Consider the following 25,936-nt stretch of genomic DNA (forward strand, 5'->3'; position numbering starts at 1 on the left):
AAGGAGCGCGCTGATGGCCACCGCACCGCCGCGGACCCAGGACCGGATGACCCACGACGTCTGGCTGCCGCCGGAGATCGTGGCGCTGCGCGCGGAGGCCCGGACCGCGGTCGAGAAGCGGCTCGCCCCGTTCGCCAGGGAGATCGGCCGGCGCGAGGAGTCGGTGGACAGCTTCCCCTGGGAGGCCTTCCGCGGCCTGGCCGACGAGGGCCTGTTCACGGTCCCGTTCGGCGCCGACTACGGCCGGGGCCTGGAGCACCCGATGCTCGGCACCTGCACCGTCACCGAGGAGATCGCGTACCACTCGTCCTCGATGGCCGGCGTCTACGACGGCCAGTGCATCCTGGTGCCGCAGACCCTGACCTTCGCCAGCGACGAGGTCCGCGCCCGGCTGATCCCCGAGCTGACCAGCGGACGCACCGCGTTCTCCTTCGCCACCACCGAACCGGAGACGAGCTCGGACCTGACCGCCGAGCGCATGCAGACCGTCGCCGAGGAGACACCGGACGGCTTCGTCGTGACCGGCCGCAAACGCTGGATCACCAACAGCGTGGTCGCCGGCTGGGTGTCCATCCTCTGCCGCGCCGGGCACACCGACCGCGCCACCATGCTGCTGATCGACCTGCACTCGCCGGGCGTCCGGGTCGGCCGGCCGGACCTGAAGATGGGCCACCGAGGCCAGATCACCGCCGACATCGTGCTGGACAACGTGGAGGTGCCCCGGGAGAACCTGCTCGGCACCGCCGGCGGTGGCCTCGGTGTCGCACTGTCCGCGCTGGTCCGGGGCCGGATCGGGATCGGCGCGGCGGGCGTCGGCGTCGCCCAGGCGGCCCTCGACCTCGCCGTCGAGCGGCTGCGCACCCGGCACGTGTTCGGCGGTCCGCTGGGCAGGATGCAGCACTGGCAGTTCACCATGGCGCAGCGCGCCACCGAGATCGAGTGCGCCCGGACGCTCTACCAGAAGGCCGCCACGCTGCTCGACCGCGGCGACCGCTCCGCCGAGCCGGAGGCCGCGATGGCCAAGGCGTACGGCACCAAGCTGGCCAACGACCTGGTTCGTGAGGCCATCCAGATCCACGGCGCCGTCGGCTTCGCGCGCGAGGTCGCCGAGAGCGGCGAGTCCGTGCGGCTGGAGGAGATGTACCGGGACGCCAAGATCTTGGAGATCTTCGAGGGCGCCAACGAACTGCAGCAGTGGATCATCGCGCGGAACCTGATCGGTCGCGACGTCACCGGCTGAGGTCAGCTAAGACCTGAACGACCTCGAGAGTCACGCGCCGCTCGGGCGGCGGCCACCGTTGCACGAACCTTGCACGCGGGTCGGTACGGGACACACCGGGCACGCAGTGTTGCCAAAGATCTCGATTCGATTACCCTACGTTGCACCGATCCACGCTCCCCCTCGTTGGATCAACTGGAACAGCGCGTCCAAGCCCTGGTGTTCGTCGTGTCTGGAGTTCGATGTCTGGTCGCCACCGCAAGCCCACGAACACATCCCTGTGCCTGGCGCGGGTCGGCACGCTGACCGTGATGGCGACCGTGCCGCTGGCGATCGCCGGGACGGCGGTGGCCGCCACGCCGACGCTGACCGACCGGGGCTCGGCCAAGTGGGCCGACGACGACTCGGGCAACTGGTCGGACGACGACTCGGCCAGCGACTCGACCAGCGACTCGGACTCGTCGAGCCGGGACTCGACCGACTCGGGCGACTGGTCCGACTCCGACAACTCGTCCGACTCGGACAACTCCGACGACTCGGCCAGCTCCCGGAACGACGACTCGGGCAGTTCGGCCGACGGCGAAACGCCGTCGTGGCGCAGCCACCGCTCATCCAGAGCGGCGACCGACGACTACTCCCCCAGCTGGCGGCACACCGACTCGCCGTCCTGGAAGGAACCGAAGACGCACACCTGGCAGAAGCCGGCGAAGCCGTCCTGGAAGCAGTCGCAGTCGCCCAGCGCGAGCGCGCAGGAAGCCAGGTGGGACAAGCTCGCCCAGTGCGAGAGCACGCAGAACTGGGACGCCAACACCGGCAACGGTTACAAGGGCGGCCTGCAGTTCAACGACGCGACCTGGCGGGCCTACGGGGGCCGGCAGTACGCGCCGACGGCCGACCAGGCCAGCCGCGAGCAGCAGATCGCCGTCGCCAAGAAGGTGCAGCGTGACAAGGGTTGGCATGCCTGGCCCGGCTGCAGCAACAAGCTCGGATACACCTGAGCCGGCCAGCCGCAGATGTCCGCAACCACACTGACCCCTGAGATCCGCGCTGAGAATCACCATGGATCGGCTGTCGAGGGATCCGCCGACAACGCGAACCTTGACCGTTCCCGCTCGTTAGACGTTGTTAGTCGCGCCTTCAGCTCGGTGCGCACGTTGCCGGCGACCGCTGTTGGAGGGTTCGATGCCTGAGGCCGTACTCGACTTCCCGCTGCCCACGGCAGCTACCTGGGAGTCTGTCGCCCGGCGCGTCGTAGACCTGACAGTGGCAATCCTCGGCCTCCTGGTGCTGGCCATCCCGCTGATCGTGATCGGGATGATGATCCGCTGGACGAGTGTCGGCCCGGCGTTGTTCCAGCAGCAGCGGGTGGGCTTCGGCGGCCGCACCTTCACCATGTACAAGTTCCGCACCATGCACACCGGCGTCGGCGACGAGATGTTGCGCGCGCTGATCGCGGCCGAGCTGCGCGGTGAGGACACCTCGATCGACGGCAGCTACAAGCTGGACAGCGACCCTCGGGTCACCGGGGTCGGCGCGTTCCTGCGCGCGACCAGCCTGGACGAGCTACCCCAGCTGCTCAACGTGCTGGTCGGCGACATGTCCCTGGTCGGCCCCCGCCCGTGCCTGGAGTGGGAAGCGCAGATGTTCCCGGCCGAGTTCCGCCCCCGGTTCTCCGTGCGGCCGGGCATCACCGGGCTGTGGCAGGTCAGCGGCCGCTCCGCGATGGGCACCCTCGAAATGCTGCACCTCGACCTGACCTACGTGCGGACCCGCAACCTGATCAGCGACATCTCGATCCTGGTCCGCACCCTGCCCTCGGTGCTCCGGGACAGCAGCGCCCGCTAGGCGGGTCCTGAACAGCGTTCACCGGCCCCGGGCCGGGCCGGCCGCCACGTTCTGGGTGGCCGCGACGGCGACGCCGTGCCGGGCAGCTCACCGTGCGGCAGGGTGAAGCCATGGCACCGACCCCCACCCTGGCCAGGCGGTTCTGGGAAGCGATCGAACCGATCCACGCCGTCGCCTACTTCGCCCCCGAATCCGCCGAGGCCGTCCGCCGGGTCGGGCTGCGCGGCTTCTGGATGGGCTACTTCGCGAGCCGGGTGGCGCCGCTGGGTCCGGTGCCGTCGGAGGTAGTGGCCGCGATGGCCTACGGGTTCGCCCCCGCGATGGTCGCCAGGGCCATCCCGGACGCCTGGGGGTTCGCCGCTCCCGCGGCCGTGCTGGACGCCCGGATGACCGGCGCCGCGGCCGCCCTGCGCGCGAGCCTCGACCCGACCGCGATCGCCGACCTCACCGAGCTGTCCGGCCTGCTGTGGGAGGCGGTGGCCGGCTGCCGGTTCGACGGCCGCCCATTGGCCGCCGCGTGGTCCACAGCGCCCCGCCCGGCGGACCCGGTGGCGTCGGCCTGGCTGGCGACCACGATCCTGCGCGAGCACCGGGGCGACGGCCACGTGCTCGCCGCGGTGGGCGCCGGGCTGCGCGGGCTGGACGCCACGCTGACCCTCGTGGCCACCGGGGCGATCACCCGGGAGGTCATCCAGCCGAGCCGGGGCTGGAGCGACGAGGACTGGGCCCAGTCGCTGAGCGAGCTGCGGGCCAGGGGCATCCTGGACCGCGACGGCCGGCTCACCGAGGTCGGTGGTGCGCTGCGCCGCGACATCGAGGAGCTCACCGACCGGCTCGCCGAGGCGCCCGTCGAACGCCTCGGGCCGACCGGCGTCGAACGGGCCATCGACCTGGCCGCGCCGATCAGCCGGCACCTCGTCGACACCGGAGTCATCCCGGTGCCCAACCCGATGGGCGCCCCGCGCCCGTAAGCCGGGCGTCCGGTCAGCCCGGTCACAGGGTGCGCGCGATGATCTCCTTCATGATCTCGTTGGACCCGCCGTAGACCTTCTGCACCCGCGAGTCGGCGTACAGCCTGGCGATGGGGTACTCGGCCATGTAGCCGTAGCCGCTGAACAGCTGCACGCGCGATCGTCGCCTCGTGCGCGAACGTCCCGCCGCCGCCCCCGTACTCCTCAGGGATGGACGCACACAGCAGACCCAGCTCACCGGCCCTGAGCCACACCTCCCGGTCCACGTGCTGCTGGCGGCCCCAGCGCTGCTCGTTCGGCGCGCACTCCTTCTCGAAGAAGTTCCGCGCCATCTCGGCGAGCATGTCGGTGTCGGAGTCCAGCCAGCCGGACCGGTGCACGCTCACGCGAGCAGCCCCTTCGCGATGTGCGTCACCTGGATCTCGTTGCTGCCCGCGTAGATCATCAGCGACTTGGCGTCCCTGGCCAGCTGCTCGACGCGGTACTCGGCCATGTAGCCGTTGCCGCCGAACAGCTGCACCGCCTCCATCGCCACCTCGGTGGCCGCCTCGGAGGAGTACAGCTTCATCGCCGAAGCCTCGGCCAGCGAGATGGTCTTGCCGGCCCGTTGCTTCTCGATGGCGGCGAAGACCATGTTCTGCACGTTGATCCGGGCGATCTCCATCTTGGCCAGCTTGAGCTGGATCAGCTGGAAACGGCCGATCTCCTGGCCCCAGAGCGTGCGGCTCTTGGCATAGTCGACGCAGAGCCGGTGGCACTCGTTGATGATGCCGAGCGCCAGCGAGGCCACGCCGATGCGCTCCATGGTGAAGCCGGAGCGGACCTCGCTCTTGCTGTCGCCCGCATCGGCGCTGGGCTCCCGCTCGCCCAGCAGGCGGTCGCGGCCGAGCCGGACGTTGTCGAAGAACAGCTCCCCGGTGGGCGAGGACATCATGCCCATCTTCTTGAACGCCTTGCCCTGGGTGAGCCCCGGCATGCCCCTGTCCAGCACGAACGTCAGCACCTTGCGGTCGCGCTTCGCGGTACCCGGGTCGCCCTCGTCGAGCTTGGCGTAGACCACGATCACGTCCGCGTCCGGGCCGTTCGTGATGAACGTCTTCTGCCCGTTCAAGACGTAGTCCTCGCCGTCGCGTTTGACGTAGGACTTCATCCCGCCGAAGGCGTCCGAACCGGAGTCCGGTTCGGTGATCGCCCAGGCGCCGACGTGTTCGAAGGTGGCCAGCTTCGGCAGCCAGCGCTCCTTCTGCGCCAGGGTGCCCTTCGAGGTGATCGTGGCGGCGGTGAGCCCGAGACTGACGCCGATCGAGGCGACCAGACCGAGGCTGACCCCGGCCAGCTCGCTCGCCACCAGTGCGGCCATCGACTCCTGGCCGGTGCCGCCGCCGGAGCGCTTCTTCTTCTCCGCCGGCGGCTCGCCCGCCGCGGCCGCCGCCTCCTTCGCCCGCTGCCGTTCGAGCATCTTCCTGGTGGCCTGCGCGGCAATCGCGTCGATGCCGAACGCGGCGAACAGCTTGCGGATGATGTCGTAGGGCGGCAGCTCGCCACTCTCGAGCTGGTCGAGGTGGGGGCGGATCTCCTTGTCCACGAACTCCCGGACGGAGTCGCGGATCAGGACGTCGGTCTGGGACCACTCGATCATGGCGTCAGGCCCACTCGGCCAGGCGACCGTCGACGTCGTCGATGGTCCACGGGTCGTCGGACTCGGTGCTCGCACTCACGGTCCAACCCTGCAGCCTCTGGATCGAGCCGCCCTGCACCGCGAACACCTGGCCGGTGTGCGGGCATTTCTCGGTCGCCAGGTACGCGACCAGCGGCGCGATGTTGGCCGGCGAGAACATGTCGAACTCGCCCTCCTCGACCTCCTGGGCGAAGATCGCGCCCATCCCCGGGGTTGCCAGGGTGAGCCGGGTGCGGGCGATCGGCGCGATCGCGTTGACCCGCACCCCGTAGCGCTCCAGCTCCTCGGCGGCCACCAGGGTCAGCGCGGCGATGCCGGCCTTCGCGGCGCCGTAGTTGGCCTGGCCGGCGTTCGGCAAGGTGACCCCGGACGCGGAGCAGGTGTTGATCACCGCGCCGTTCGGCTGGTTGCCGGCCTTGGACTGGGCCTTCCAGTAGGCGGCGGCGTGGTGCAGGACCGCGGCGTGGCCCTTGAGGTGCACCGCGATGACGGAGTCCCACTGCTGCTCCTCGATCCCGGCGAGGAACGCGTCGCGCAGGATGCCGGCGTTGTTGACCACCACGTCGAGCTTGCCGAACTCGGCCACCGCCTGCTCCACCAGCGCCTTCGCGCCGGCCCAGGTGGCCACGTTGTCGGTGTTGGCGACCGCGCTGCCGCCGGCGGCGGTGATCTCGTCGGCCACTTCCTGGGCCGGACCGGTGTCCGCCCCCGAGCCGTCGTTGTTGCCGCCGAGGTCGTTTACCACCACGCTGGCACCCTCGGCGGCGAACAGCAGGGCGTGCTCACGCCCGATGCCCCGCCCGGCCCCGGTGATGACGGCGACTCGCCCGTCCAGTGCTCCCATGATCAGCTCTCCGCTCAGTCAGCGATCTCGGCAAGGCCGTCTTTGATCACAACGTCGTCGCCCACGGTGGTCTCGAAGTAGTACGTGGTGACCCCGTCGGCGGAGCTACCGCGCCAGATGGAGGTGGTGATGTCCTGGCCGGGCAGCACCGGCTTGGCGAAGCGCACCGCGAGTCGCCTCAACCGGGACACGTCCGAGCCGCCGACCTCGGTCAGCAGGCCCCACGAGGTGAAGGCCTGCATGCACAGGCCGTGCGCGATGATCCCGGGCAGCCCGGAGTCCTTCGCCGCCTCTTCGTCCAGGTGAATGGGCATCGGGTCGCCGGCTGCAGGCCCGTACCGGAACGTCTGGTCGTCGTCGACGTGCTGGGTGATGGTCGCGGTCGGCGGCTGGGCGCGCAGCGACTCGTCGAACCGGTGGTCCGGGGCGAGCGTGCCGACCGTGTCTCCGGTGTTGAACTTCCGCACGAACAGCGTCACGTACTGCTCGTTGACCAGCTCGCCGGCGGCGTCGCGGCACTCCAGGTACACGCAGGCCGCCGTGCCGTTGTCCTGGCCGCGCCAGCCCGTCATGGTGCCCTTGGAGACGAGCGTGTCGCCGGGGCGGATCGGGCGGTGGAACCGGAAGTCCTGTTCACCGTGCAGCACCCGGCCGAACAGCTCCAGCGGCACCACCTCGATGGCCGGCTCCAGCAGCGACTGGAACACCGGCACGATCGCGAACACCGGGTTGGCGGCGTCCCCGGCCAGGTGTCCCGCGATGGGGTCGTTGGTCGCCTTGGCGTACTCGACCAGCCGCTCCCGGGTGACCTCGAAGGTCGACGGTGGCGTCCAGGTGTCCAACCCGCTCTTGTCGAACTTCAGCTCGTCGTCGGCCATCGCGATCAGCCGACCAGCGCGGCGAACTTCACCAGCGAGGTGTCCAGGTTCTTCTTGCCGTCCTTCTCCACCGCCTTGCCGAGCGCCCCGACGATCATCTGGCCCTCGAAGGAGGCATCGATGGTCGCCTTGGAGCCGGCACCGTCGGCGGCCACGGACAGCGCGAAGCTGACCTTCACCCCGGCCATCCCGGTGCCGGAGATGACCAGCTTGTGCGGGGCGTCGAACTCGTCGACGGTCCAGGTGATGGTGTTCGGCATGCCGAGCATGGTGACCACCTCGGCGACCTGTGCACCCTTGCTGAACTGCGCGGGGACGTCACCCTTCCACTTGGTGTGGATGGTGAGCCACTTCTCGAAGTTGTTCGGGTTGGAGAACTCCGACCACACTTTGTGCGGCAGGGCTGTGAGGTTGATGGCAGCAGTGATCTGACCCATGGCGATTTTCCTATTGCTTAGGGGGTTCAGCGGTCGGCGAGCTGGTACGCGGTGACGACGGCGGCGCCGCCGAGGCCGATGTTGTGCTGCAGGGCGGCGGTGACGTTGTCCACCTGGCGCTTGGCCGCGGTGCCGCGCAGCTGCCAGGTCAGCTCGGCGCACTGCGCCAGCCCGGTGGCGCCCAGCGGGTGGCCCTTGGAGATCAGGCCGCCGGAGGGGTTGACCACCCAGCGGCCGCCGTAGGTGGTCTCGTTGTTGTCGACGAGCTTGCCGCCCTCACCCTCGGCGCACAGGCCGAGCGCCTCGTAGGTCAGCAGCTCGTTGGCGGAGAAGCAGTCGTGCAGCTCGATCACCTGGAAGTGCTCGGGGCCGAGCCCGGACTGGTCGTACACCTGGCGCGCGGCCTGGCGGCTCATGTCGAAGCCGACCAGGTTCTTCGCGGTGCCGTCGAAGGTCGAGGCGAAGTCGGTGGTCATCGCCTGGCCGACGATCTCCACCGCACGCGCGGCGAGATCGTGGCGCTCCACGAAGGCCTCGCTGGCCAGGATCGCCGCCCCGGAGCCGTCCGAGGTGGGCGAGCACTGCAGCTTGGTCAGCGGGTCGTAGACCATCCGCGACTGCTGGATCTGCTCCAGCGTGTACTCGTCCTGGAACTGCGCGTACGGGTTGTTCACCGAGTGCTTGTGGTTCTTGTAGCCGATCTTGGCGAACTGCTCGGCGGTGGAGCCGTAGAGCCTCATGTGCTCACGCCCGGCCGCGCCGAACATCCACGGCGCCGGTGGGAAGAGCACCTCGGAGATCTCCGCGAGCGCCGCGATGTGCCTCATCATCGGCTGCTCGCGGTCCTCGTACATCATGCCCAGCGAGCCGGGCTTCATCTTCTCGAAGCCCAGCGCCAGGGCACAGTCCGCGCGGCCGCCCCGGATCGACTCCGCGGCCAGGTACAGCGCGGTGGACCCGGTGGCGCAGTTGTTGTTGACGTTGACCACCGGGATGCCGGTCATGCCCAACTCGTAGACCGCGCGCTGCCCGGAGGTGGACTCGCCGTAGACGTAACCGACATACGCCGCCTGGACCTGGTCGAACCCGATCCCAGCGTCGGTGAGTGCGTTGGTGCCGGACTCCTTGGCCATGTGCGGGTAGTCCCAGCCGTCGCGGCGGCCGGGCTTCTCGAACTTCGTCATCCCGACGCCGACCACGTACACCCGACCTGACATGCCACATCCTCCTCATTTACATGCAGCGCTGTCTGTATGTAACCATGGACTCCGGCGGAGGGCAATCGTGGTCCGGGCCACCGACCCCGCCGGCCGACCCGAGCACAAGGGAGTGGCACGGAGATGGGACCGCCGATGCGCTGCCCGGCGTGCGCACCGAGATACTGGCCCGGGTCGGGCACATGCCGCAGGTGGAGACACCGGCCCGGCTCGTCGAGCTGCTCCCGCGGTTCGCGCCCGCGCGCGGGTCAGGTACCGGGTTGGACCGGCAGCGTGATGCTGGACAGGTGCCGGATCTCGTGGTCGGTCGGGACCAGTCGGGTGGCGCTGCCGAGGGGCTCCCCGGTACCGGTGTTGCGGGCGAACCGAGGGAACGAGCCGCCGGAGATCTGTAGCCGCAGCCGGTGGCCCGGTCGGAACCGGTACGCGGTCGGCCACAGCCGGACCGGCACGGTGTGCGTCTCGTCCGCGTCCGCCGGGAACGTCTCCGGGGTGATCCGCTGGAGGCCGTCGCACACGTTGACCGACCGGCCGTCGGGATCGACGTCGCAGAGCCGGACGAACACATCGGCGTACCCGGTGCTGGTGCGGAGCTGGATGGTCGCGGACACCGGGCCGATCACGTCCAGCGGTTCGCGCAGCATGGTGCTGGTGTAGGTGAGCACGTCCGGCCGGGCCTCGAGCTCGGCGTTGTCCGTGCGGCCGCCGGTCTTGGGGTCGAGCAGCGGGCCGCCGACGGTGGGTGTCGGGTCGGCGGGGTCGTAGCGGAACCGGTCCGCGCCGTCGCCGGGCGGGGTGGTGGCCAGTCGACGGTCCGGCTGCGGGTACCAGGTCTGCGGCGCGGTGCCCGGCGGTGGCCATTCCGGGTACTCCCGCCACTGCTCGGCACCCTGCAGGTAGAGCCGCACCGGTTGGTCCCGCACCGGGGTGTGGTCGCCGGTGACCTGCGCGCGGAACCACACGAGCGACTCGCGCACCGCCTCGGCGAACATCTCGAAGGAGACGTGCAGCCACGGGCCTACGGTCAGGTACGGGTTGCGGCCGGCGGCGCGCATGGCGGCGTAGTCGTCGAGCTGGCCCAGCAGCAGTACGTCGTGCCAGCCCCCGAACAGCAGGGTCGGCGCGGTGATCTGGCCGATCCGGTCCCGGTGTTCGCGGTCGGGCCCCCAGTACGGGTCGCCGGGTTGCTCGGTGACCAGCCAGCGCTGGAACCAGTCGACCTGCCGTCCGGTGCCGAGTTTGTCCAGCTCGGCGAGCGGCAGGTGGGTCATGGCCCTGCGGGCGCGCTTGTCGCCGAGCAGCTCCAGGACGTCGGCCTTCAGCGGGTTGCTGCGCTCCAGGGTCACCATCCGCGCGGTCCAGGCCAGCAGCCCGGCCAGCTCGAACGCGCCGCCGTAGTACCAGTTGTCCCGGAACCCGGAGGTGGTGATCATGGGCACCAGCGCGGTGATCCGGTCGCCGGCGTCGGGGGCCAGCGCCAACTGGACGTAGCCCAGGTAGCTGGGGCCGAACATCAACACCTTGCCGTTGTGCCAGGTCTGCTCCTCGACCCAGTCCAGGGTGGCCAGCCCGTCCTTGCGGTCGTCCAGGAACGGGTCGAACACCCCACCGGCGCCGTCCGTGCCCCGGCAGGTGGCCACCACGACGTTGTAGCCGCGCTCGGCAAAGGTGCGACAGATCAGCCGGCTGACCAGACCCCGGCGCCCGTACGGGGTGCGCATCAGGATCGTCGGGGCACCCGGCACCCGGCGGGGCCGGTACACGTCGGCGAGCAGCTCGACCCCGTCCGGCGTCGGTATCCGCTGACCCCGGATGACCGCGACGCTGCGGGTCACCGCCGGCGGCAGGTGCAGGATGCGCTCGACAGCTCGGCTCTGCAGGGTCACCGGGATACCCGTCCTTCGTCTCGGCCGCGGTGCATCAGGCGGTGCATCAGGCGGTGCATCAGGCGGTGCATCAGGCGGCCAGGGCGACGGTGTCGCCGGTGTGGATGGTCCCGGTGCGGGTGGCGGTGGCGTACGCGCCGGCGCAGGGGTACCGGCCGATGTCAGCGAGGGCGAGCCGGTTGTTCCGCACGATCGTGCGCAGCACCCCGGGATCGGCCGGCAGCTCCTCCAGGGCCAGCGTGGTCATCACGCAGCGGGGGGTGGGCAGTGGGACCGCCAGCTGGACCGCGTCGCCGACGTGCAGCGCGGCGCCGACCCAGGTGTTCTCCGCGAACCCCGGTGTGGGGGTCTCGACGATCAGGTTCATCCGGAACCGCCGCAGGTCGAAGTCGCTTCCCACTCCCAGGGCCGCGAGGTGCTCCAGTGTGGAGGTGGTCAGGATGCTGAGCGGGAACAGGTCCATGAACGAGCCCTCCGGGACCGCCGACGGCCACCCCAGGGCCGCGAACAGCGCCGACCCCAGTTTCATCTCCACCAGCACGTCCCGCTCCCCGGCGGGGTTGAGCTGCTCGATGTCCGGGTGGTACTCGTCGATGGTGTAGTCGGTGGGCGCGAACCGCCCCAGGTGCACCTCGCGGCCGAAGAACCGGGACAGCACGGCGTCGGCATCGGGGTCGTCGCTGCGCAGCGCGGTGCCGTCCGCGAGGTCGATCCGTACCGGCGGGAGTGGCTGCCCGACCCGGGGCGGCCGGAGGTAGTGGGCCCGGCAGGCGAACAGGTCCGGCCATAGCCGGGGATGCTTGGCGCTGACCACCTTGCCGGTCTGCCGGTCGATCAGGGCGTGGCCGCGGTCACCGACGATGCCGACGTCAGTGATGTCCACCGTCTCGACACGCTCGCCGAGCATCGACTTCACCGGGAACCGCCAGAGCCCCACGACCGTGCCGATCCGTTCGGTACCCATGCTGTCTCTCCCCGTTCATATCGGTGCAATGTTCCAAAAATAGAACCTTATTCTGCTAATGTAAACCCGTGACGTTCAAGGCGCGAGCGCCACCGGGGAACACGGCGTAGCAGCACCCGACGCCTCTCGGAGCGCCTAACCTGCGGAGTGACGACGCACGCGATGGGGAGCGCATGTCCACGACTGAATCGAAGAGCTCGCCGCGCCAGGATCGGCGCAAGGCCCGCACCCGGGCCCGGATCCTGGACGCCGCCGAGGAGTTCTTCGCCTCGGCCGACCCCGAGTCGGCGACGATCGCGCGGATCGCCGAGGCGGCCGATGTCGCCGTCGCAACGCTGTACCAGCACTTCGTGGGCAAGGACGACCTGCACCTGGCGGTGGTCGAGCGCGCCCTGGAGCACAACGAACGCCAGATGCTCGCCGTGTACGACTCCGAACTGCCGCCGGCAACGAAGCTGATCGACGCCGCCGGCGCCTACCTGCGCTTCTACCTCGAGTCGCCCCAGCTGTTCCGGGTGGTCGCGCTGCGCCAGGGGCGGGTCAGCGAGGAGTCCACCGACAGCCCGGTCGCGGTGATGATGGCCGAACGCGTCGACCGGATGACCCAGGCGCTGGCCCGTGTCGTCGCCGACGGCGTGCGCGACGGCTCGCTGCGCCCGGTCTCGCCGCTGGACACCGCGCGGTTCCTGTGGGGCTCGTTCAACGGGGTGATCGGGCTCGCACTGCGCCCGGACCGGTTGCGGCTGACCGGACCCGAGCTGCTCACCGCCCTCACCCAGGGGGTCGAGATCGTCCTCGACGGACTCGTCGGCGAGCCGCTTCGCGGCGACGACGGCCACCTCGCTCCCGAACTCCGCAGCCGGCTCCACGCCACACTGGGATCATGACCACGGGATTCGAGCGGGGCGCCGCATTCGTCGACGGCCGGTTCGTGCCCGTCGACGAGGCCCGCGTCCCGATCACCGACGTCGGGTTCTCGAGGTCCGACGTGACCTACGACGTCGTCGGCGTGTGGGACGGGGCGTTCTTCCGGCTGGACGACCACCTGGCGCGGTTCGAGCGCAGCTGCGCCGGCCTCCGGCTGCGACTGCCCTTCAGCAGGGCCGAGACCACCGAGATCCTGATGCGGCTGGTCCGGCTGTCCGGGCTCCGCGAGTCCTACGTGGACGTGATCTGCACGCGGGGCGTGCCCCGGGACGGCTCACGCGACCCGCGCACGTTCGAGAACCGCTTCTACGCCTACGCGATCCCCTACGTCTGGATCCTCCGCCCCGAGGACGCCGAGACCGGGATGGACGCGGTCATCGCGGCAACGGTCCGGCGGATTCCGGCGAGCTCGGTGGATCCGACGGTGAAGAACTTCCACTGGGGCGACCTGACCAAGGGGCTCTACGAGGCGTACGACCGGGGCGCGCGCTATCCGATCCTGCTCGATCACGACGGTTACGTGACCGAGGGCTCCGGCTACAACGTGTTCGCCATGGTCGGCGGGGAGCTGCTCACCCCCGAAGCCGGCGCGCTGGAGGGCATCACGCGCCGCACCGTCCTCGAGCTGGCGGCCGAGGAGGGCATCCGGGCGCGGTCCGCCGCGATCTCCGAACAGGCATTTCGCGGCGCCACCGAACTCTTCGCCACCTCGACCGCCGGCGGGGTCATGCCGATCACCTCGCTCGACGGCGAGCCGGTCGGCGCCGGGCTACCGGGACAGGTCACCAGCCTGCTGCGCGAGCGGTACTGGCAGGCGCACAAGGACCCGCGCTACCTCACGCCGGTCGACTACGGGCCGGCCCCGGCTCACTGACCCGGGCTCGGCGTCAGCCGACCGCGCTCACCGAAAGAGTGCCGTCACAGCTCGCTGGCCAGCGGGACCCGCTCCAGTGCCGGCGAGCACATCCACTCCCGCAGCACGTGGGTGGCGTGCACGTCGTCGGCGTTGTAGCGCAGCAGTCGCTCGCGCTGGCCCTCCTGCGGCGGGGCGCCGTCCATCCCGACCGCGTCCCGGTACCAGCGCATCGAGTTCTCCCCGCTCGCCTCGGGGTCGCGCCAGCTGAACCCGGCGGCGGGCGCAATCCGCTTCAGCCCCTTGCCGTGTGCGCACAGGAACCACTGGCTGACCACGGCGAACAGGTCCACCCAGCGGTCCGAGGAGATGAACTCGACGATCTCGGCGCGGTCCGGGATCCCGGGCCGGCCGGCGAACCGGTCAGCCGAGCCGAGCAGCCACCGGTTCTCCGCCTGCTCGTTGTAGCAGTACGCCGCGAAGGTCAGCCCGAGCTCGGCGCAGCGCCGGCGCACCGTGCGCAGCCAGCCCCAGAACTCGGCGAAGGAGCGCGCCTCGTCGACGGTGGGCAGTGGCTCCCAGGTGGCGAATGCGCGGTACCCGGTTGGCTCGCCGAGCTTTTCGGCCAGGTCGGCCCCACCCGGCGTGGACAGCAGGCACCCCCACAGGTACGCGCCGGACTCGCCGAAGCTCTCCATGTCGACATCGATCTCGACGTCGGCCCGGACCACCGGCACCCTGGCCACCTTGCGGACCACCGGCAGGCCCCGCTGCCAGGCCCTGGCCAGCGCCACCGCGTCGGCGAACGGCATCCCGTGCAGTGGCACCGGCGGCAGCCCGAACGGATCCAGCGCGGCCAGCTCGGTAACCTTGGTCACACCGATTGCACGCAGCGCAACAGCATCCTCACCGCGCAACACCAGGCTGACGTCGCCCTCGTCGGCCAGCACCGCCTCGCAGGTGGGCCACCAGGGGCAACGCCGGCACTCGGTGATCCGGGACGGCTGGGCCAGTGCCGGCGCGCCCGTTGCCGCCGCGTTCGCGACGGCGAGCCGGTCGGCGAACCGGGCGTCGTACTCGGCCAGCGTGCTGCGCCCGCCCGGCCAGCTCGGTGCCGCCAGGTCGTGCCAGAGCACCACGTCCGCGTCCATCCCGATCACACCGCCCAGGCTGGCGCCCGAGGCGCACCCGGTGACCTGCAGCATCCTGGTCAGATGGGCCAGGCGCAGCTGGTCACGAGTCTGCGAGCGCGGTCGGCGGGCCGGGTCCGGCGCGGCGAGCTCGGCCCTCGGCGCAAGGAACGGGCTGGTCAGCGCGCCCGAGCCCGGGTCGGTCACCCGGTGCCGCACCACGATGAGCGGCTGGTAACCGCCGTCCTCGGCGCGCACCAACAGGTCGACCTCGCCGCGCCGGGCACCGGCAAGGTCCAGGGGTAGCGCCGCGTTCCAGATGAACGGCACGCCGGCGGCCACCGCCGCCGAGGTGGCCTGCTCCCGCTCCGACGGGCGCCCGGGCGGCACCGCCAGCCAGCCCTCGCCGAGCGCGGCAGCCAGCTGAGCGCCGACCTCGGCCCGGTGCGAGACCGAGTCCGACTGGCGCTGCTCCAGCGCGGGATCGGGGCGCGCGCGGGGCGCCCCGGCGGCGGCCGGATCGTGGTCGAGGTGCACCCGGCGGCGGCAGCGGACCGTAGCGGCGGCGTCCAACGCCACCCGACCCGCAATCACCGTCACGCCAAGCAGAGTAGAGACCTTCCCCGACATCCGTGCGTCGGCAACACGCCAGCCACCTCCCGGCCACCCTCGTGGGGTCGTTCTGTCCGGCACGCAGCGCGCTTCCGGTGGATGAGCACGGCGTTCGGTGATCCAGACGGCTAGGGTGTCGCGCATGAAGCGGCGACAGGACAAGGCAGCCGGCGAGGCCGAGTCGGCACGGCACCTGTCCGACATGGTCACCGCGAGCAACGCCAAGCGGGCGATCGCGGTCGGCAAGGTGTTGGCGCCGGTGCTGCTGCCCATCGCCATGCGCGCGGCCGCGGTGGCCCGGGGCGCCTGGGACGACCGGCGGGCCCGCCGCCTGGGGGTCACCCCCGGCGAGCTGAACACCTACAGCGGCAAGGGCGGCGCGCTGCATGCCCGGATCGACGGCATCGCGAACACGCTGCGCCAGCTGCGCGACTCCGGCGCCCGGGAGGGCGGCGCGGCCGCCGTGGACAAGTTCGTCGCGGACACCGAACCCCGACTGCTGGACCTGACCGCCGCGGTCCGGGCCGCCGAGCTGATGCCGACCGAACGCCGCCGGGCCGCACACCGGGCGGTTGGCGCCGAGCTGGACCGGATCGAGCCACAGCTTCTCAACCTGCTCGGCGTCGACTCGCGGGGTCCATCCGCTGATCAGTAGGGTTCAATACCGATCTGTCTAGTAGGCCATTCGGCAATTACCGGTCTTCGGCCCGTTAAGCTGCGCCGGTGATGCCGGTCCCGACTCGAGGTGGTGCGCGGGTAGCGCGCGGCCTGTCGGCGGCGTCGGTCTGTGCGCTGCTGACCTACGGCGGCCACCGCGCGGCCGGTGGCGCCCTGCCGGACCTCGGGCTGTTGATCGTGCTCGCGCTGCTGCTCGCCGGGTTCCTGATCACCCTGGCCGACCGCAGGCGCGGACCACTGGCCATCCTCGTCCTGGTCGGCGGCTCGCAATTGGCGCTGCACGGGTTGCTCCAGTTGCTCGGCGGCTCGCACGAGCACACGGCTTCCGCCGGTTCGTCCGGTTTGCCCGGTTCGCTCGCTGTGCCGGCGCTGATGCCGGTGCTGATGTTCGGGGCGCACGCGCTGGCCACGGTGATCACCGCCGCGGTGCTGGCCGGCGCCGAGGCAGCCGTGTTCACCGTCGCGCACGCGCTGACCCGAGTGCTGCCGCTGTCCCTGTCGATGCCGCGCACGCCCGAGCCCCCCGGCCGCCCCGGCGTGGTCACCGGACCGCTGGACGCCCGGCTGCGCGGCGTGCTCGGTCGGCGGCTGCACCTGCGCCGAGGGCCACCGCTGCGATGTCCGGTCACCGCCGGGTACTGACCCGCGCGCCCCGAACCCCCGACACCCTCCCCTCCCCGGCACCGCCACAGCGGCGTGCCGCGCCGCGCGCCTTCCCGCGCGGAGACCCGAGACAGGAACAACCATGAGCACCTCCCGAACCAATCGCACCCCCTGGCGCGCGCCGCTGCGCGCCGGCCTGGCGGTCGCCGGCGCCGCCGCACTCGCGCTGGTCACCTCCGGGGTGGCCTTCGCCCACGTCACCGCGCAGCCCGGCGTCGCCACCAAGGGCAGCTACGCCAAGATCGCCTTCCGGGTGCCGTCCGAGTCCGAGACCGCCAACACGGTGAAGCTCGAGGTCACGCTGCCCTCCGACCACCCGATCCCCTCGGTGCGGACGACCCCGATGCCCGGCTGGACCGCGGTGGTCACCAAGGCGCCGCTGAACCCGCCGGTGGAGACCGACGACGGCAAGGTCACCGAGGCGGTGCACACCATCTCCTGGACCGCGCAGCCCGGCACCAAGCTCACCCCGACCGAGTTCGCCGACTTCGAGGTGTCGCTGGGCGCACTGCCGGACAACACCGACTCCCTGGTGATGCCGGCGGTGCAGACCTACGACGACGGCACCGTGGTGAACTGGAACCAGACCCAGGCCCCGGGCGCGCCGGAGCCGGAGCACCCCGCGCCCACGTTGAAGCTGGTCGACGGCGAGGGCGGGGCGCACGACATGGACATGGCCGGGCACGGGATGGCCACCCCGGCCGGTCCCGGTGACTCGTCGGGCGCATCCGGCGGCTCGGGCGGTGTGGACAACACGGCCCGCTGGCTGGGCGGGATCGGCCTGATCCTCGGCGCGCTCGGCCTCGGTCTCGGTGGCGGTGCGGTGTTGAAGGGCCGGCGGGGCGGGCAGGGCAACTGATGCGCCTGCTCTACCGGCAGCTGCTGGTCTGGCTGGTCGCCGGGCTGGCGCTGCTACTCGGCGCCGGCACGGCGTTCGCGCACGACGTACTGACCGCCAGCGACCCGGCGAACGGGGCCAGCCTGGCCACCGGGCCGAGCAAGGTGACCCTGACGTTCGACCTGCCCGTGAAGGAGTACTTCAGCACGATCACCGTGGTCGGGCCGGACGGCAACCACTTCGAGGCCGGACCGTCGACGGTGGACGGCAGCACGGTGAGCGCTCCGGTCCAGCCGCTCGGGCCGGCCGGCGGGTACACCGTCGGCTACCGGATCGTGTCCGACGACGGTCACCCGGTGAGTGGCCTGGTGCGCTTCACCCTGACCCAGGCCGGCCCCGGGCACGGCGTGCCGGCGGCCGAGGCGGCGGGCAGCTCGGCGGGTCCGAACGCGCCGTCGGCGACCGGGTCCGGCTCAGGCGGCTCGGGCTCGGGCTCCGGCTCGGGCTCCGGCGGCATCCCGGCCTGGCCGTGGATTCTCGGCGGGGTGCTGCTGGTGGCCGCCGGCGCGGCGATCGCACTGCGGCTGGGCAAGGGCGCCGGGGACTGACCCGACCCGGGGTGGCGGCGGGCCCGGCCGGCTCGCCGCCACCCCGGTTCACCTGCAGCGGCACGGCCGGGCCCGCGTGCTGAAAACCCCGACTCACCCTGCTGAGAACCCCGACTCGCGGGGGATGACACGCCGGCCGGGCGGGGGTCAGGCGCTGGTGGCGGGGTCGATCAGCGAGTCGTCAACGGTGGCCAGCGCTGTGGAGGCTCGGGTGAGCAGCACGTCGGTGGTGTGCTGGATGTGTGCGCTGAGGGCTGCCGCGGCGGCGTCCGCGTCGTGCGCCAGGGCGGCGTCCAGCATGGCCCGGTGCTCGCCGGGGATGTCGCGGTGCGTGTCGCTGCCCAGGGACACCGCCCAGCGGCGGTACAGCTCGGCGGCGTCCCGCAGCGACGCGGCGACGGCCCGCAGCCGCGGGTTCGGGCAACCGGCGAGCAGCGCCTCGTGGAACTCCGCGTGCGCGCTTGCCCACTCCTCGCTGACCCGGTCCGGGTCATCGGCGGCCCGATCCGGGGTGCGCTCCAGGCGGTGGTGCGCGGCCACCAGCTGACCCTCCCAGGCCAACCCGCCGTGCTCGACCGCCAGCCGCAGCACCAGTGGTTCGACCGCGCGCCGGGCCTCGGTGAGGTGCCCCAGGTCGTCTGGTGAGATCGGCATGACCCGGAAGCCGTACTGCGGCTCCGACTCGACGAGCCCCTCGGCGGCCAGCCGGGTGAGCGCCTCGCGGACCACACCCATGCTGGCGCCGTAGCGGGCGGACAGGTCGGCGAACGGCAACCGGTCGCCGGGGTGGCGCCGACCGGCCAGGATGTCCGCGCGCAGCTCGGCGTACACCCGCTCGGCGCGGGTGGGGACGCCGCTGCGACTCATGCGCGAGAGTCAATCATCTTCAGCATCACGCTGCAATGTTGAAAACGCCTTGACTTGTCGAGGTTTCCCCCGCAGCCTGTGACCTGAAGCTGTGACCTGAGCCCATGACGTGAGCACGCTGAAATCCCGCACCGCGGCCCCCCGGGAGAGATCTATGAGCATCATCCTGGACCGACCCAGCGCCACCGACGAAGACCGTGAGCTGCGCGCCGACCTGGTCGGCCGGGCCGCGAAGCTGGTCCCGCTACTCGCCGCCAACGCCCGGCGCAGCGAGGACGACCGCCAGGTGGTGGTTGAGAACATCACCGCCATCGACGAGGCCGGGCTGCTGTCGATCATGCGGCCCAGGCGCTACGGCGGACTGGAGACCGACTTCCGCACCAAGCTGGAGGTCTCCCGCGAGCTGGCCAGGGGCTGCGGTTCCACCTCCTGGGTGACGAGCCTGCTGAACGTGTGCGCCTGGTTCACCGCGCTCTGGCCGGAGCAGGCCCAGCACGACGTCTGGGGCGAACACCCCGGCAACCGGGTCGCCGGTGTGCTGTCCCCGACCGGCACCGCGACCGACGTGCCCGGTGGCTACCGGGTCAGCGGCAAGTGGGGCTGGGCCAGCGGCTCGGCGCACGCGCAGTGGGCACTGGTCGGAATCCCGCTGGTCAATGCCGACGGCACGCCCCGCGACCAGGGCCTGGTGCTGATCCCGATGACCGAGCTGACGATCGAGGACACCTGGTTCGTCGCCGGCATGAAGGGCACCGCGTCGAACACCCTGGTGGCGGACGACGTGTTCGTGCCGGCGCACCGCTACCTGTCGCTGGTCAAGGCGATCCAGGGCGACTACGCCACCCCGTTCACCGACGAGGCGCTGTACCGCTCCGCGTTCATCCCGGTGTCCGCGCTGATCCTGGCCGGTCCGCAGCTCGGGCTGGCCACCGCCGCGCTGGACCTGGTGATCGAGAAGGCGCCGAAGCGGACCATCTCCTACACGTTCTACGAGAACCAGGTCGGTTCGCCCAGCGTGCAGCTCGCCGTGGCCAGGTCGGCGTCCCTGATCGACTCCGCCCACCTGCACGCCTACCGGGCCGCCGCCGAGATCGACGAGGCCGCCGCGCAGGACGTCTACCCGGACTACGACGCGCGCGCCAAGTCCCGGATGGACACCGGCGTCGCGGTGACCTACGCCAGGGAGGCGATCCGGACGCTGGTGTCCGCGCACGGGGCATCCAGCTTCGCCGAGGTGAGCCCGTTGCAGCGGATCTGGCGCGACAGTGAGGTGGCCAGCCGGCACGCGGTGGTCCACCCTGAGATCAGCGCGGAGGTCTACGGCAAGTCGCTGCTCGGCCTGCGCGGCGACGTGACCCCACTGGTCTGATCCGTGGCGCCGGAGCGGGGGCGAGTGCGCCCCCCGCGGTGGTCACGACATCGAGGGAGGAATACGGAGTGCGTATCGGAAATCTGTCCGGCCGGCTGACCCTGTTCACCGAGCAGGGCGCCGTCGACGTGGACAAGGCCAGCGCCGGTCGGTTCGGGCCGGACCCGCAGGCCGTCTACGACGTCTGGGACGAGTTCCTGAGCTGGGCACAGGGCGCGGAGCTGGGTGAGGCGGTCAGCTTCGACGCGGCCGACCTCGGAGCACCGACCCCGACGCCGGCCCAGGTGTTCGGCATCGGGCTCAACTACTCCGACCACGCGGCCGAGTCGAAGCTCGGCGTGCCGGACAAGTTCCCGCCGGTGTTCACCAAGTTCCGCACCTCGATCTCCGGGCCGGTCACCACGGTCACGCTGCCGCCGGGAGGGCACACCGACTGGGAGGTCGAACTGGTGGTGGTGATCGGGCGCCGCGCGGAGAACGTGTCCGCCGACGACGCCTGGTCCTACGTGGCCGGGTTGACCGTGGGGCAGGACATCTCCGAGCGGATCCGGCAGACCGAGGGCCCGGCGCCGCAGTTCAACGTCGGCAAGTCGTTCCCCGGCTTCGCGCCGATCGGCCCCTGGGTGGTGACCCCGGACGAGTTCGACAACCCGGACGACCTCGAGCTGGGCTGCGCGATCGACGGCGAGTCGGTGCAGCACTCACGCACCAGCCTGCTGATCTTCTCGGTGCCCCGGGTGATCGAGGGGCTCTCCGCGGTGCTCCCGCTGCTGCCCGGTGACGTGATCTTCACCGGCACCCCGGCCGGCGTCGGGCTCGGCCGCAACCCGCAGCGGTGGCTGCAGCCGGGCGAGGAGCTGGTCACCTACGTCACCGGCATCGGCGAGCTGCGCCAGCGGTTCGTCAGCGCCTAACCCCTGTGGGTGGCGTTGGTCGGTATCGCGGCCAACGCCACTCACAGGTCCGTCCAAAGGAGGACAGGCATGGCACTGCATCGGTTGTCCCAGGTTGTCATCGGCGTGCCGAACGTCGAGGAGACCGCCCGCTACTACTCCGACTTCGGGCTGACCGGGGTCCGCGAGAGCACCGGCGAGTGGGGTTTCCGCACCCTGGACGGCGGCGAGCAGCTGCGCCTGGTGCCCAGCCCTCGGCGCCGGTTGGTGGAGCTGACCGTCGGCGCCGACGACCGGGACGACCTGGACCGCGTCGAACACCAGCTCACCGCGCTGGGTGTGCCGGTGACCAGGGGCGCGGACCGGGTGAGCGCGGTGGAGTCGGCCACCGGGGCGCGCGCCGTGGTGGCGATCGGGGCGCGGCTGAACCAGGCAACCGTGCCGGCCACCCCGTACAACGGCCCCGGCCGGCTGGAGCGGCCCAACGTGCGCGCTCCCGGCGTGGAGCGGATCACCCCGGTGCGGCCGCGCAAGCTGGGCCACGTGGTGGTCGGGACGACCGACGTGGCGAGCACCGAGCGGTTCTTCCTGGACGGCATCGGGTTCAAGCTGTCCGACCGGATCGCCGGCGCCGGCGCGTTCATGCGCTGCTCGACCGACCACCACAACGTGCTCGCGTTGGCCGCACCGGTGTCCTTCCTGCACCACACGTCCTGGCAGGTGGACGACGTGGACGAGGTCGGCCGCGGCGCCATGACGATGTTGGAGGACCACCCGGAGCGGCACGTCTGGGGGCTCGGCCGCCACCACGCCGGGTCCAACTTCTTCTGGTACCTGAAGGACCCGGCCGGCAACTTCTCCGAGTACTACTCCGACATGGACTCGATCCTCGACGACCAGCTGTGGACGCCGGAGGCGCACGAGGGCGCGAAGGGCCTGTTCAACTGGGGCCCGCCGCCGCCGGCGTCGTTCCTCAAGCCGGAGGACCTGGCCGCGCTGATGGTCGGGGCGCACTCCGCCCCCTGAGACGTCCCGTGAACAACTCGTGAGTGGCTGAGTGGTCACGGGGACCACTCAGCCACTCACGGGGTCAGGACTTCGCGCGGTAGGCCTCGAGCAGCCGCAACCACACCTCGTTGATCGTCGGATAGGCCGGCACCGCGTGCCACAGCCGCGACAGCGGCACCTCGCCGACCACCGCGATCGTCGCCGCGTGCAGCATCTCCGCGACGTCCGGGCCGACGAACGTGAGGCCGACGAGCACCTCCCGCTCGGTGTCCACCACCATGCGGGCCTTGCCGGTGTAGTCGACCGCGTGCACGTAGGAGCCGGCCACCGCGATGTCCAGGTCCACCGTGCGCACGGTGAGGCCCTCGGCGGCGGCCTGCTCGGCGGTACGGCCCACGGCGGCCACCTGCGGGTCGGTGAACACCACCTGCGGCACCGCGTGGTGATCGGCTGTCGCGGCGTACTCGCTCCACGCCACCGGGGTCGGCACGGCACCCCGGGCACGCGCGGCGATCGCGGCGCCGGCGATCCGGGCGGCGTACTTGCCCTGGTGCGTGAGCGGGGCGCGGCCGGTGACGTCGCCGGCGGCGTACAGCCAGCCGCCCTCGACCCCGAGCACCTGCCCGGAGTCGTCCACCTCCAGCGCCCGGTCCTCGGCCAGCCCGAAGTCGGCGAGCCCGAGCCCGGTGGTGCGCGGCCGCCGCCCGGTCGCGACGAGCAGCTCGTCCACCACGACCGTCTCATCGCCGACCCGCAGCTCGATCGTCTCGATCGTCTCGCCCTCGACGGCGCCGCGAGCAGTGCCCGCCTTCACCGAGTCCAGGCCGGTCTCCAGCCGCAGGTCTACCCCGGACGCCCGCAGCCCGTTCGCCACCAGCTCGCCGGCGATCGGCTCCAGGGCCATCAGGACGTGGGGATCGCGGACCAGCAGTGTCACCCGGGAGCCCAGTGCGGCCCAGGCCTGCGCCAGCTCGACGCCCACCACGCCGCCGCCGAGCACCCCGAGCCGGGCCGGCACCTGGTGCGCCGAGGTGGCGTCCCGGGAGTGCCACAGCCGCACCTCGTCCAGACCGGGGATCGGCGGAGTGACCGGGACACTGCCGGTGCACACGGCGACGGCCTGGCGGGCCCGCAGCGTGCGTTCCCCGCCGTCCGAATCCGTCACGGTCACCGTCCGCACCCCGGACAGTCGCGCGGTGCCGCGCACCACGGTGATCCCGGCGCCCTCGGCCCAGCGCAGCTGGCTGTCGTCGTGCCAGTGCGAGGCGATCTCGTCGCGGCGGACCAGGACGGCCTCGGGATCGAAGTCGGCGTTGACCCCGGGCAGCCGCCGCGCCGCGGCCACCGCCTGCGGGGTGCGCAGCAGCGCCTTGGACGGCATGCAGGCCCAGTACGAGCACTCGCCGCCGACCAGTTCGTTCTCCACGATCGCGGCGGTCAGCCCACCCCGCACCGCGTAGTCGGCCACGTTCTCACCGACCGCGCCGGCGCCGATCACGATGACGTCGTACTCGTCCGACTCGCTCATGCCCGGTTCCCAGCGGCGCCCGGCAGTACCGAGGCGATCGCCTCGGTCACCGCGGTGTCGCCGCCCAACAGGTCCAGCACCAGGCCGTCACTGGCCGGTTCGGCGAGCAGCCCGGCCACCACCTCGGCCACGTCGTCTCGGGTCACGTCGCCCCTGGGCAGCCCTGGCGGGGCCAGCTGGACCAGCCCGGTGCCCGGGTCGTCGGTGAGCCGGCCGGGGCGCAGCACGGTCAGCGCGACCGCCCGCTGCGCCACCTCCACCTCGGCCGCCTTCTTGGCGCGCAGGTAGGCGGCCCACACCTCGTCGGTGCCCGGCGCGGGCGGCCGGTCCACCCCGGTCGAGGAGATCAGCACGTAGCGGCGCACCCCGGCGGCCACGGCGGCGTCGGCGAGCAGCACGGCAGCACCCCGGTCCACGGTGTCCTTGCGCTCGGCGCTGCTGCCCGGGCCGGCCCCGGCGGCGAACACCACCGCGTCGGCGCCGGCCAGCCTCTCGGCGACCTGGTCGGCCGTACTGAACTCCAGGTCGATGACCTCGGCGTCCGCCCCGGTCCGCTGCACGTCCGGCACGTGGTCGGCGTTGCGCACCAGGCCGACAGCCTGATCACCCCGCTCGCTCAGCACCCGTTCCAGCCGCAGCGCGATCTTGCCGTGTCCTCCGGCGATAACAACTCGCATGACACCGACGCTAGCCGCACCCGCAAGCCCGCGCCGGACCGCCGCGCCGACCGTAATGGCTTGATCACAGGTACGAAGTGACCACTGACCAGCGCCCGCCACTCCACCGGGCTTCACCTGTTCGTCGTAAGACAGGCCCTTTTCTCGCCCTGCGAAAAACTTGCCCCCTTGTGAGCGGCGGCACCCGCGGTTGAGATCGAGTAGGCGAACACGAGTGCCCGAACACCCGCACCCACCCGCGAACCGAGCACCCCGATGGAGGGCCCCTGATGTACGAGAAGGACGGCGAGAAGTACTTCGTGGTGGATTCCCACTCGCACTTCTGGGACGCCAGCGAAGAGAACTGGGTGCCGGGGGCGGAGGAGTACGCGAAGGGCTGGATCGACTGCTTCTACGGCTACCACAAGCTGGGCCCGCCGGAACAGCACTGGGACTGGAACCGCTTCCTCAAGGTCACCGAGGAGGACTTCGTCCGGGACGTGTTCGACGAGGGCCACGTGGACGTGGCGATCTTCCAGTCGACGTACCTGAAGGAGTGGTACGGCAGCGGCTTCAACACGCTGGACCGCAACGGGGCGCTCGCGGAGCGCTACCCCGGGAAGCTGATCGTGAACGGCCGGTGGGACCCCCGTGAGGGTGAGGCCGGGATGAAGCAGCTGGAAGAGGACCACAAGCGCTACAACTTCACCGGCGTCAAGCTCTACACCGCCGAGTGGCGCGACGGCTCGCGGGGCTGGAAGCTGACCGACCCGGAGGCCTACCGGTTCCTGGAGAAGTCCCAGGAGCTCGGCATCAAGAACATCCACGTGCACAAGGGCCCGACGATCTGGCCGCTGGACAAGGACGCGTTCGACGTCTCCGACGTGGACCACGCGGCGACCGACTTCCAGGGCCTGAACTTCATCGTCGAGCACGTGGGTCTGCCGCGGATCGAGGACTTCTGCTTCATGGCGGTGCAGGAGCCGAACGTCTACGCGGGGCTGAGCGTGGTGGTCGGCGGGCTGATGTACGCGCGGCCGAAGTTCTTCGCCAAGGTGATGGGCGAGCTGTTGTTCTGGGTCGGCGAGGACAAGATGCTCTACGGCGGGGACTACAACATCTGGACCCCGAAGTGGCAGGTCGAAGGCCTCGTCGACTGGCAGATGCCCGATGAGGACCAGTTCTCCGACTACCCCAGGCTGACCACCGACTCCAAGAAGAAGATCCTCGGGCTCAACGCCGCCCGGCTCTACGGCATCGACGTACCCGCCGAGTACGAGCTCGGCGCCTCGGCGTCCGGCGGGGACGCGGACGCACCCGGCGAGGAACTTGTCAGCGGATCCGCCGGATCGCAGGCCTGATCACGA

The 25,936-nt window shown here is 71.2% G+C and carries 25 protein-coding genes and 2 pseudogenes; 14 read left to right on the forward strand and 13 right to left on the reverse strand.

Annotation, left to right across the window (positions count from 1 at the left end; genetic code table 11):
* Positions 1-13 precede the first annotated feature (13 nt).
* From ACTXG6_RS04730 to ACTXG6_RS04745, 4 genes are all read left to right on the forward strand, one after another.
* Entirely contained in the window at positions 14-1,240 is a 1,227-nt protein-coding gene (locus ACTXG6_RS04730) for an acyl-CoA dehydrogenase family protein (protein WP_445186538.1), read from the forward strand.
* Between the two features lie 221 nt (positions 1,241-1,461).
* Positions 1,462-2,217 (forward strand): transglycosylase family protein, encoded by a 756-nt coding sequence (locus ACTXG6_RS04735; RefSeq protein WP_445186539.1) that lies wholly within the window; start codon positions 1,462-1,464, stop codon positions 2,215-2,217.
* A gap of 184 nt (positions 2,218-2,401) precedes the next feature.
* On the forward strand, positions 2,402-3,064 hold the full coding sequence (locus ACTXG6_RS04740; RefSeq protein ID WP_445186540.1) for a sugar transferase: 663 nt from the start codon (positions 2,402-2,404) through the stop codon (positions 3,062-3,064).
* Positions 3,065-3,174: 110 nt separating this feature from the next.
* On the forward strand, positions 3,175-4,035 hold the full coding sequence (locus ACTXG6_RS04745; RefSeq protein ID WP_445186541.1) for an SCO6745 family protein: 861 nt from the start codon (positions 3,175-3,177) through the stop codon (positions 4,033-4,035).
* 22 nt (positions 4,036-4,057) lie between these two features.
* On the opposite strand, the pseudogene ACTXG6_RS04750 reads toward ACTXG6_RS04745, so the two are convergent.
* The 9 genes and pseudogenes from ACTXG6_RS04750 to ACTXG6_RS04790 all read right to left on the reverse strand — a co-directional run.
* Positions 4,058-4,189 (reverse strand): annotated as a pseudogene (locus ACTXG6_RS04750) (acyl-CoA dehydrogenase family protein); the annotation flags it as partial.
* A gap of 58 nt (positions 4,190-4,247) precedes the next feature.
* A pseudogene (locus ACTXG6_RS04755) lies at positions 4,248-4,379 on the reverse strand (acyl-CoA dehydrogenase family protein); the annotation flags it as partial.
* A gap of 38 nt (positions 4,380-4,417) precedes the next feature.
* Positions 4,418-5,674 carry an acyl-CoA dehydrogenase family protein gene (locus tag ACTXG6_RS04760; protein WP_445186542.1) on the reverse strand — a complete coding sequence of 419 codons (1,257 nt, stop codon included), beginning with the start codon at positions 5,672-5,674 and terminating at the stop codon, positions 4,418-4,420.
* A gap of 4 nt (positions 5,675-5,678) precedes the next feature.
* The gene (locus tag ACTXG6_RS04765; protein ID WP_445186543.1) at positions 5,679-6,557 is read right to left on the reverse strand and encodes an SDR family oxidoreductase; all 879 of its coding nucleotides are present in this window, start codon (positions 6,555-6,557) and stop codon (positions 5,679-5,681) included.
* A gap of 14 nt (positions 6,558-6,571) precedes the next feature.
* Entirely contained in the window at positions 6,572-7,435 is an 864-nt protein-coding gene (locus ACTXG6_RS04770) for a MaoC/PaaZ C-terminal domain-containing protein (protein ID WP_445186544.1), read from the reverse strand.
* 5 nt (positions 7,436-7,440) lie between these two features.
* Positions 7,441-7,872, reverse strand: a complete 432-nt coding sequence (locus tag ACTXG6_RS04775) for a type II toxin-antitoxin system Rv0910 family toxin (RefSeq protein ID WP_445186545.1) — start codon at positions 7,870-7,872, stop codon at positions 7,441-7,443.
* A 26-nt stretch (positions 7,873-7,898) separates the two neighbouring features.
* Positions 7,899-9,089: a lipid-transfer protein gene (locus ACTXG6_RS04780; protein ID WP_445186546.1), complete on the reverse strand. Its 1,191-nt coding sequence runs from the start codon at positions 9,087-9,089 to the stop codon at positions 7,899-7,901.
* Positions 9,090-9,337: 248 nt separating this feature from the next.
* On the reverse strand, positions 9,338-10,975 hold the full coding sequence (locus ACTXG6_RS04785; protein WP_445186547.1) for a CocE/NonD family hydrolase: 1,638 nt from the start codon (positions 10,973-10,975) through the stop codon (positions 9,338-9,340).
* A gap of 70 nt (positions 10,976-11,045) precedes the next feature.
* Positions 11,046-11,939, reverse strand: a complete 894-nt coding sequence (locus ACTXG6_RS04790) for an MOSC domain-containing protein (RefSeq protein ID WP_445186548.1) — start codon at positions 11,937-11,939, stop codon at positions 11,046-11,048.
* A 173-nt stretch (positions 11,940-12,112) separates the two neighbouring features.
* Here ACTXG6_RS04790 and ACTXG6_RS04795 point away from each other — a divergent pair, with 173 nt between their 5' ends.
* Together ACTXG6_RS04795 and ACTXG6_RS04800 are read left to right on the forward strand one after the other, a co-directional pair.
* The gene (locus tag ACTXG6_RS04795; RefSeq protein ID WP_445186549.1) at positions 12,113-12,826 is read left to right on the forward strand and encodes a TetR/AcrR family transcriptional regulator; all 714 of its coding nucleotides are present in this window, start codon (positions 12,113-12,115) and stop codon (positions 12,824-12,826) included.
* Positions 12,823-13,740 carry an aminotransferase class IV gene (locus ACTXG6_RS04800; protein WP_445186550.1) on the forward strand — a complete coding sequence of 306 codons (918 nt, stop codon included), beginning with the start codon at positions 12,823-12,825 and terminating at the stop codon, positions 13,738-13,740. The genes ACTXG6_RS04795 and ACTXG6_RS04800 overlap by 4 nt, the downstream gene beginning before the upstream one ends.
* Positions 13,741-13,784: 44 nt before the next feature.
* Here ACTXG6_RS04800 and ACTXG6_RS04805 read toward each other — a convergent pair whose 3' ends face one another.
* On the reverse strand, positions 13,785-15,440 hold the full coding sequence (locus tag ACTXG6_RS04805) for a TM0106 family RecB-like putative nuclease (RefSeq protein WP_445189912.1): 1,656 nt from the start codon (positions 15,438-15,440) through the stop codon (positions 13,785-13,787).
* A 163-nt stretch (positions 15,441-15,603) separates the two neighbouring features.
* Here ACTXG6_RS04805 and ACTXG6_RS04810 point away from each other — a divergent pair, with 163 nt between their 5' ends.
* The 4 genes from ACTXG6_RS04810 to ACTXG6_RS04825 all read left to right on the forward strand — a co-directional run bounded on the left by ACTXG6_RS04810 (position 15,604) and on the right by ACTXG6_RS04825 (position 18,248).
* The gene (locus tag ACTXG6_RS04810) at positions 15,604-16,116 is read left to right on the forward strand and encodes a DUF6474 family protein (protein WP_445186551.1); all 513 of its coding nucleotides are present in this window, start codon (positions 15,604-15,606) and stop codon (positions 16,114-16,116) included.
* A gap of 71 nt (positions 16,117-16,187) precedes the next feature.
* On the forward strand, positions 16,188-16,781 hold the full coding sequence (locus ACTXG6_RS04815) for a hypothetical protein (RefSeq protein WP_445186552.1): 594 nt from the start codon (positions 16,188-16,190) through the stop codon (positions 16,779-16,781).
* A gap of 103 nt (positions 16,782-16,884) precedes the next feature.
* Positions 16,885-17,661, forward strand: coding sequence for a YcnI family copper-binding membrane protein (locus ACTXG6_RS04820; protein WP_445186553.1), 777 nt, complete (start codon positions 16,885-16,887; stop codon positions 17,659-17,661).
* Positions 17,661-18,248: a copper resistance CopC family protein gene (locus ACTXG6_RS04825; protein ID WP_445186554.1), complete on the forward strand. Its 588-nt coding sequence runs from the start codon at positions 17,661-17,663 to the stop codon at positions 18,246-18,248. The genes ACTXG6_RS04820 and ACTXG6_RS04825 overlap by 1 nt, the downstream gene beginning before the upstream one ends.
* Before the next feature lie 147 nt (positions 18,249-18,395).
* Here ACTXG6_RS04825 and ACTXG6_RS04830 read toward each other — a convergent pair whose 3' ends face one another.
* Positions 18,396-19,115 carry a GntR family transcriptional regulator gene (locus ACTXG6_RS04830; RefSeq protein ID WP_445186555.1) on the reverse strand — a complete coding sequence of 240 codons (720 nt, stop codon included), beginning with the start codon at positions 19,113-19,115 and terminating at the stop codon, positions 18,396-18,398.
* A 154-nt stretch (positions 19,116-19,269) separates the two neighbouring features.
* Between ACTXG6_RS04830 and ACTXG6_RS04835 the strand changes: the two genes are divergently transcribed.
* The 3 genes from ACTXG6_RS04835 to ACTXG6_RS04845 all read left to right on the forward strand — a co-directional run bounded on the left by ACTXG6_RS04835 (position 19,270) and on the right by ACTXG6_RS04845 (position 22,403).
* The gene (locus ACTXG6_RS04835) at positions 19,270-20,484 is read left to right on the forward strand and encodes an acyl-CoA dehydrogenase family protein (RefSeq protein ID WP_445186556.1); all 1,215 of its coding nucleotides are present in this window, start codon (positions 19,270-19,272) and stop codon (positions 20,482-20,484) included.
* A gap of 68 nt (positions 20,485-20,552) precedes the next feature.
* Complete coding sequence (locus ACTXG6_RS04840) at positions 20,553-21,398, forward strand: fumarylacetoacetate hydrolase family protein (protein ID WP_445186557.1); 846 nt, start codon at positions 20,553-20,555, stop codon at positions 21,396-21,398.
* Between the two features lie 69 nt (positions 21,399-21,467).
* On the forward strand, positions 21,468-22,403 hold the full coding sequence (locus ACTXG6_RS04845; protein ID WP_445186558.1) for a VOC family protein: 936 nt from the start codon (positions 21,468-21,470) through the stop codon (positions 22,401-22,403).
* Between the two features lie 64 nt (positions 22,404-22,467).
* Here the strand turns inward: ACTXG6_RS04845 and ACTXG6_RS04850 are convergent, their stop codons facing one another.
* Both ACTXG6_RS04850 and ACTXG6_RS04855 read right to left on the reverse strand, forming a co-directional pair.
* On the reverse strand, positions 22,468-23,913 hold the full coding sequence (locus tag ACTXG6_RS04850; RefSeq protein ID WP_445186559.1) for a dihydrolipoyl dehydrogenase family protein: 1,446 nt from the start codon (positions 23,911-23,913) through the stop codon (positions 22,468-22,470).
* Positions 23,910-24,590 carry an NAD(P)H-binding protein gene (locus ACTXG6_RS04855; RefSeq protein WP_445186560.1) on the reverse strand — a complete coding sequence of 227 codons (681 nt, stop codon included), beginning with the start codon at positions 24,588-24,590 and terminating at the stop codon, positions 23,910-23,912. Before ACTXG6_RS04855 ends, ACTXG6_RS04850 begins: the two co-directional genes overlap by 4 nt.
* A 269-nt stretch (positions 24,591-24,859) precedes the next feature.
* Between ACTXG6_RS04855 and ACTXG6_RS04860 the strand changes: the two genes are divergently transcribed.
* The gene (locus tag ACTXG6_RS04860) at positions 24,860-25,930 is read left to right on the forward strand and encodes an amidohydrolase family protein (protein ID WP_445186561.1); all 1,071 of its coding nucleotides are present in this window, start codon (positions 24,860-24,862) and stop codon (positions 25,928-25,930) included.
* The last annotated feature ends 6 nt before the right edge of the window (positions 25,931-25,936 follow it).

Source organism: Pseudonocardia sp. Cha107L01 (genome assembly GCF_052566575.1).

Coding starts and splice junctions, on each gene's coding strand:
- ACTXG6_RS04730 (WP_445186538.1), top strand. CDS start 14: ATGGCCACCGCACCGCCGCGGACCCAGGACCGGATGACCCACGACGTC.
- ACTXG6_RS04735 (WP_445186539.1), top strand. CDS start 1,462: ATGTCTGGTCGCCACCGCAAGCCCACGAACACATCCCTGTGCCTGGCG.
- ACTXG6_RS04740 (WP_445186540.1), top strand. CDS start 2,402: ATGCCTGAGGCCGTACTCGACTTCCCGCTGCCCACGGCAGCTACCTGG.
- ACTXG6_RS04745 (WP_445186541.1), top strand. CDS start 3,175: ATGGCACCGACCCCCACCCTGGCCAGGCGGTTCTGGGAAGCGATCGAA.
- ACTXG6_RS04760 (WP_445186542.1), bottom strand. CDS start 5,674: ATGATCGAGTGGTCCCAGACCGACGTCCTGATCCGCGACTCCGTCCGG.
- ACTXG6_RS04765 (WP_445186543.1), bottom strand. CDS start 6,557: ATGGGAGCACTGGACGGGCGAGTCGCCGTCATCACCGGGGCCGGGCGG.
- ACTXG6_RS04770 (WP_445186544.1), bottom strand. CDS start 7,435: ATGGCCGACGACGAGCTGAAGTTCGACAAGAGCGGGTTGGACACCTGG.
- ACTXG6_RS04775 (WP_445186545.1), bottom strand. CDS start 7,872: ATGGGTCAGATCACTGCTGCCATCAACCTCACAGCCCTGCCGCACAAA.
- ACTXG6_RS04780 (WP_445186546.1), bottom strand. CDS start 9,089: ATGTCAGGTCGGGTGTACGTGGTCGGCGTCGGGATGACGAAGTTCGAG.
- ACTXG6_RS04790 (WP_445186548.1), bottom strand. CDS start 11,939: ATGGGTACCGAACGGATCGGCACGGTCGTGGGGCTCTGGCGGTTCCCG.
- ACTXG6_RS04795 (WP_445186549.1), top strand. CDS start 12,113: ATGTCCACGACTGAATCGAAGAGCTCGCCGCGCCAGGATCGGCGCAAG.
- ACTXG6_RS04800 (WP_445186550.1), top strand. CDS start 12,823: ATGACCACGGGATTCGAGCGGGGCGCCGCATTCGTCGACGGCCGGTTC.
- ACTXG6_RS04810 (WP_445186551.1), top strand. CDS start 15,604: ATGAAGCGGCGACAGGACAAGGCAGCCGGCGAGGCCGAGTCGGCACGG.
- ACTXG6_RS04815 (WP_445186552.1), top strand. CDS start 16,188: ATGCCGGTCCCGACTCGAGGTGGTGCGCGGGTAGCGCGCGGCCTGTCG.
- ACTXG6_RS04820 (WP_445186553.1), top strand. CDS start 16,885: ATGAGCACCTCCCGAACCAATCGCACCCCCTGGCGCGCGCCGCTGCGC.
- ACTXG6_RS04825 (WP_445186554.1), top strand. CDS start 17,661: ATGCGCCTGCTCTACCGGCAGCTGCTGGTCTGGCTGGTCGCCGGGCTG.
- ACTXG6_RS04830 (WP_445186555.1), bottom strand. CDS start 19,115: ATGAGTCGCAGCGGCGTCCCCACCCGCGCCGAGCGGGTGTACGCCGAG.
- ACTXG6_RS04835 (WP_445186556.1), top strand. CDS start 19,270: ATGAGCATCATCCTGGACCGACCCAGCGCCACCGACGAAGACCGTGAG.
- ACTXG6_RS04845 (WP_445186558.1), top strand. CDS start 21,468: ATGGCACTGCATCGGTTGTCCCAGGTTGTCATCGGCGTGCCGAACGTC.
- ACTXG6_RS04850 (WP_445186559.1), bottom strand. CDS start 23,913: ATGAGCGAGTCGGACGAGTACGACGTCATCGTGATCGGCGCCGGCGCG.
- ACTXG6_RS04855 (WP_445186560.1), bottom strand. CDS start 24,590: ATGCGAGTTGTTATCGCCGGAGGACACGGCAAGATCGCGCTGCGGCTG.
- ACTXG6_RS04860 (WP_445186561.1), top strand. CDS start 24,860: ATGTACGAGAAGGACGGCGAGAAGTACTTCGTGGTGGATTCCCACTCG.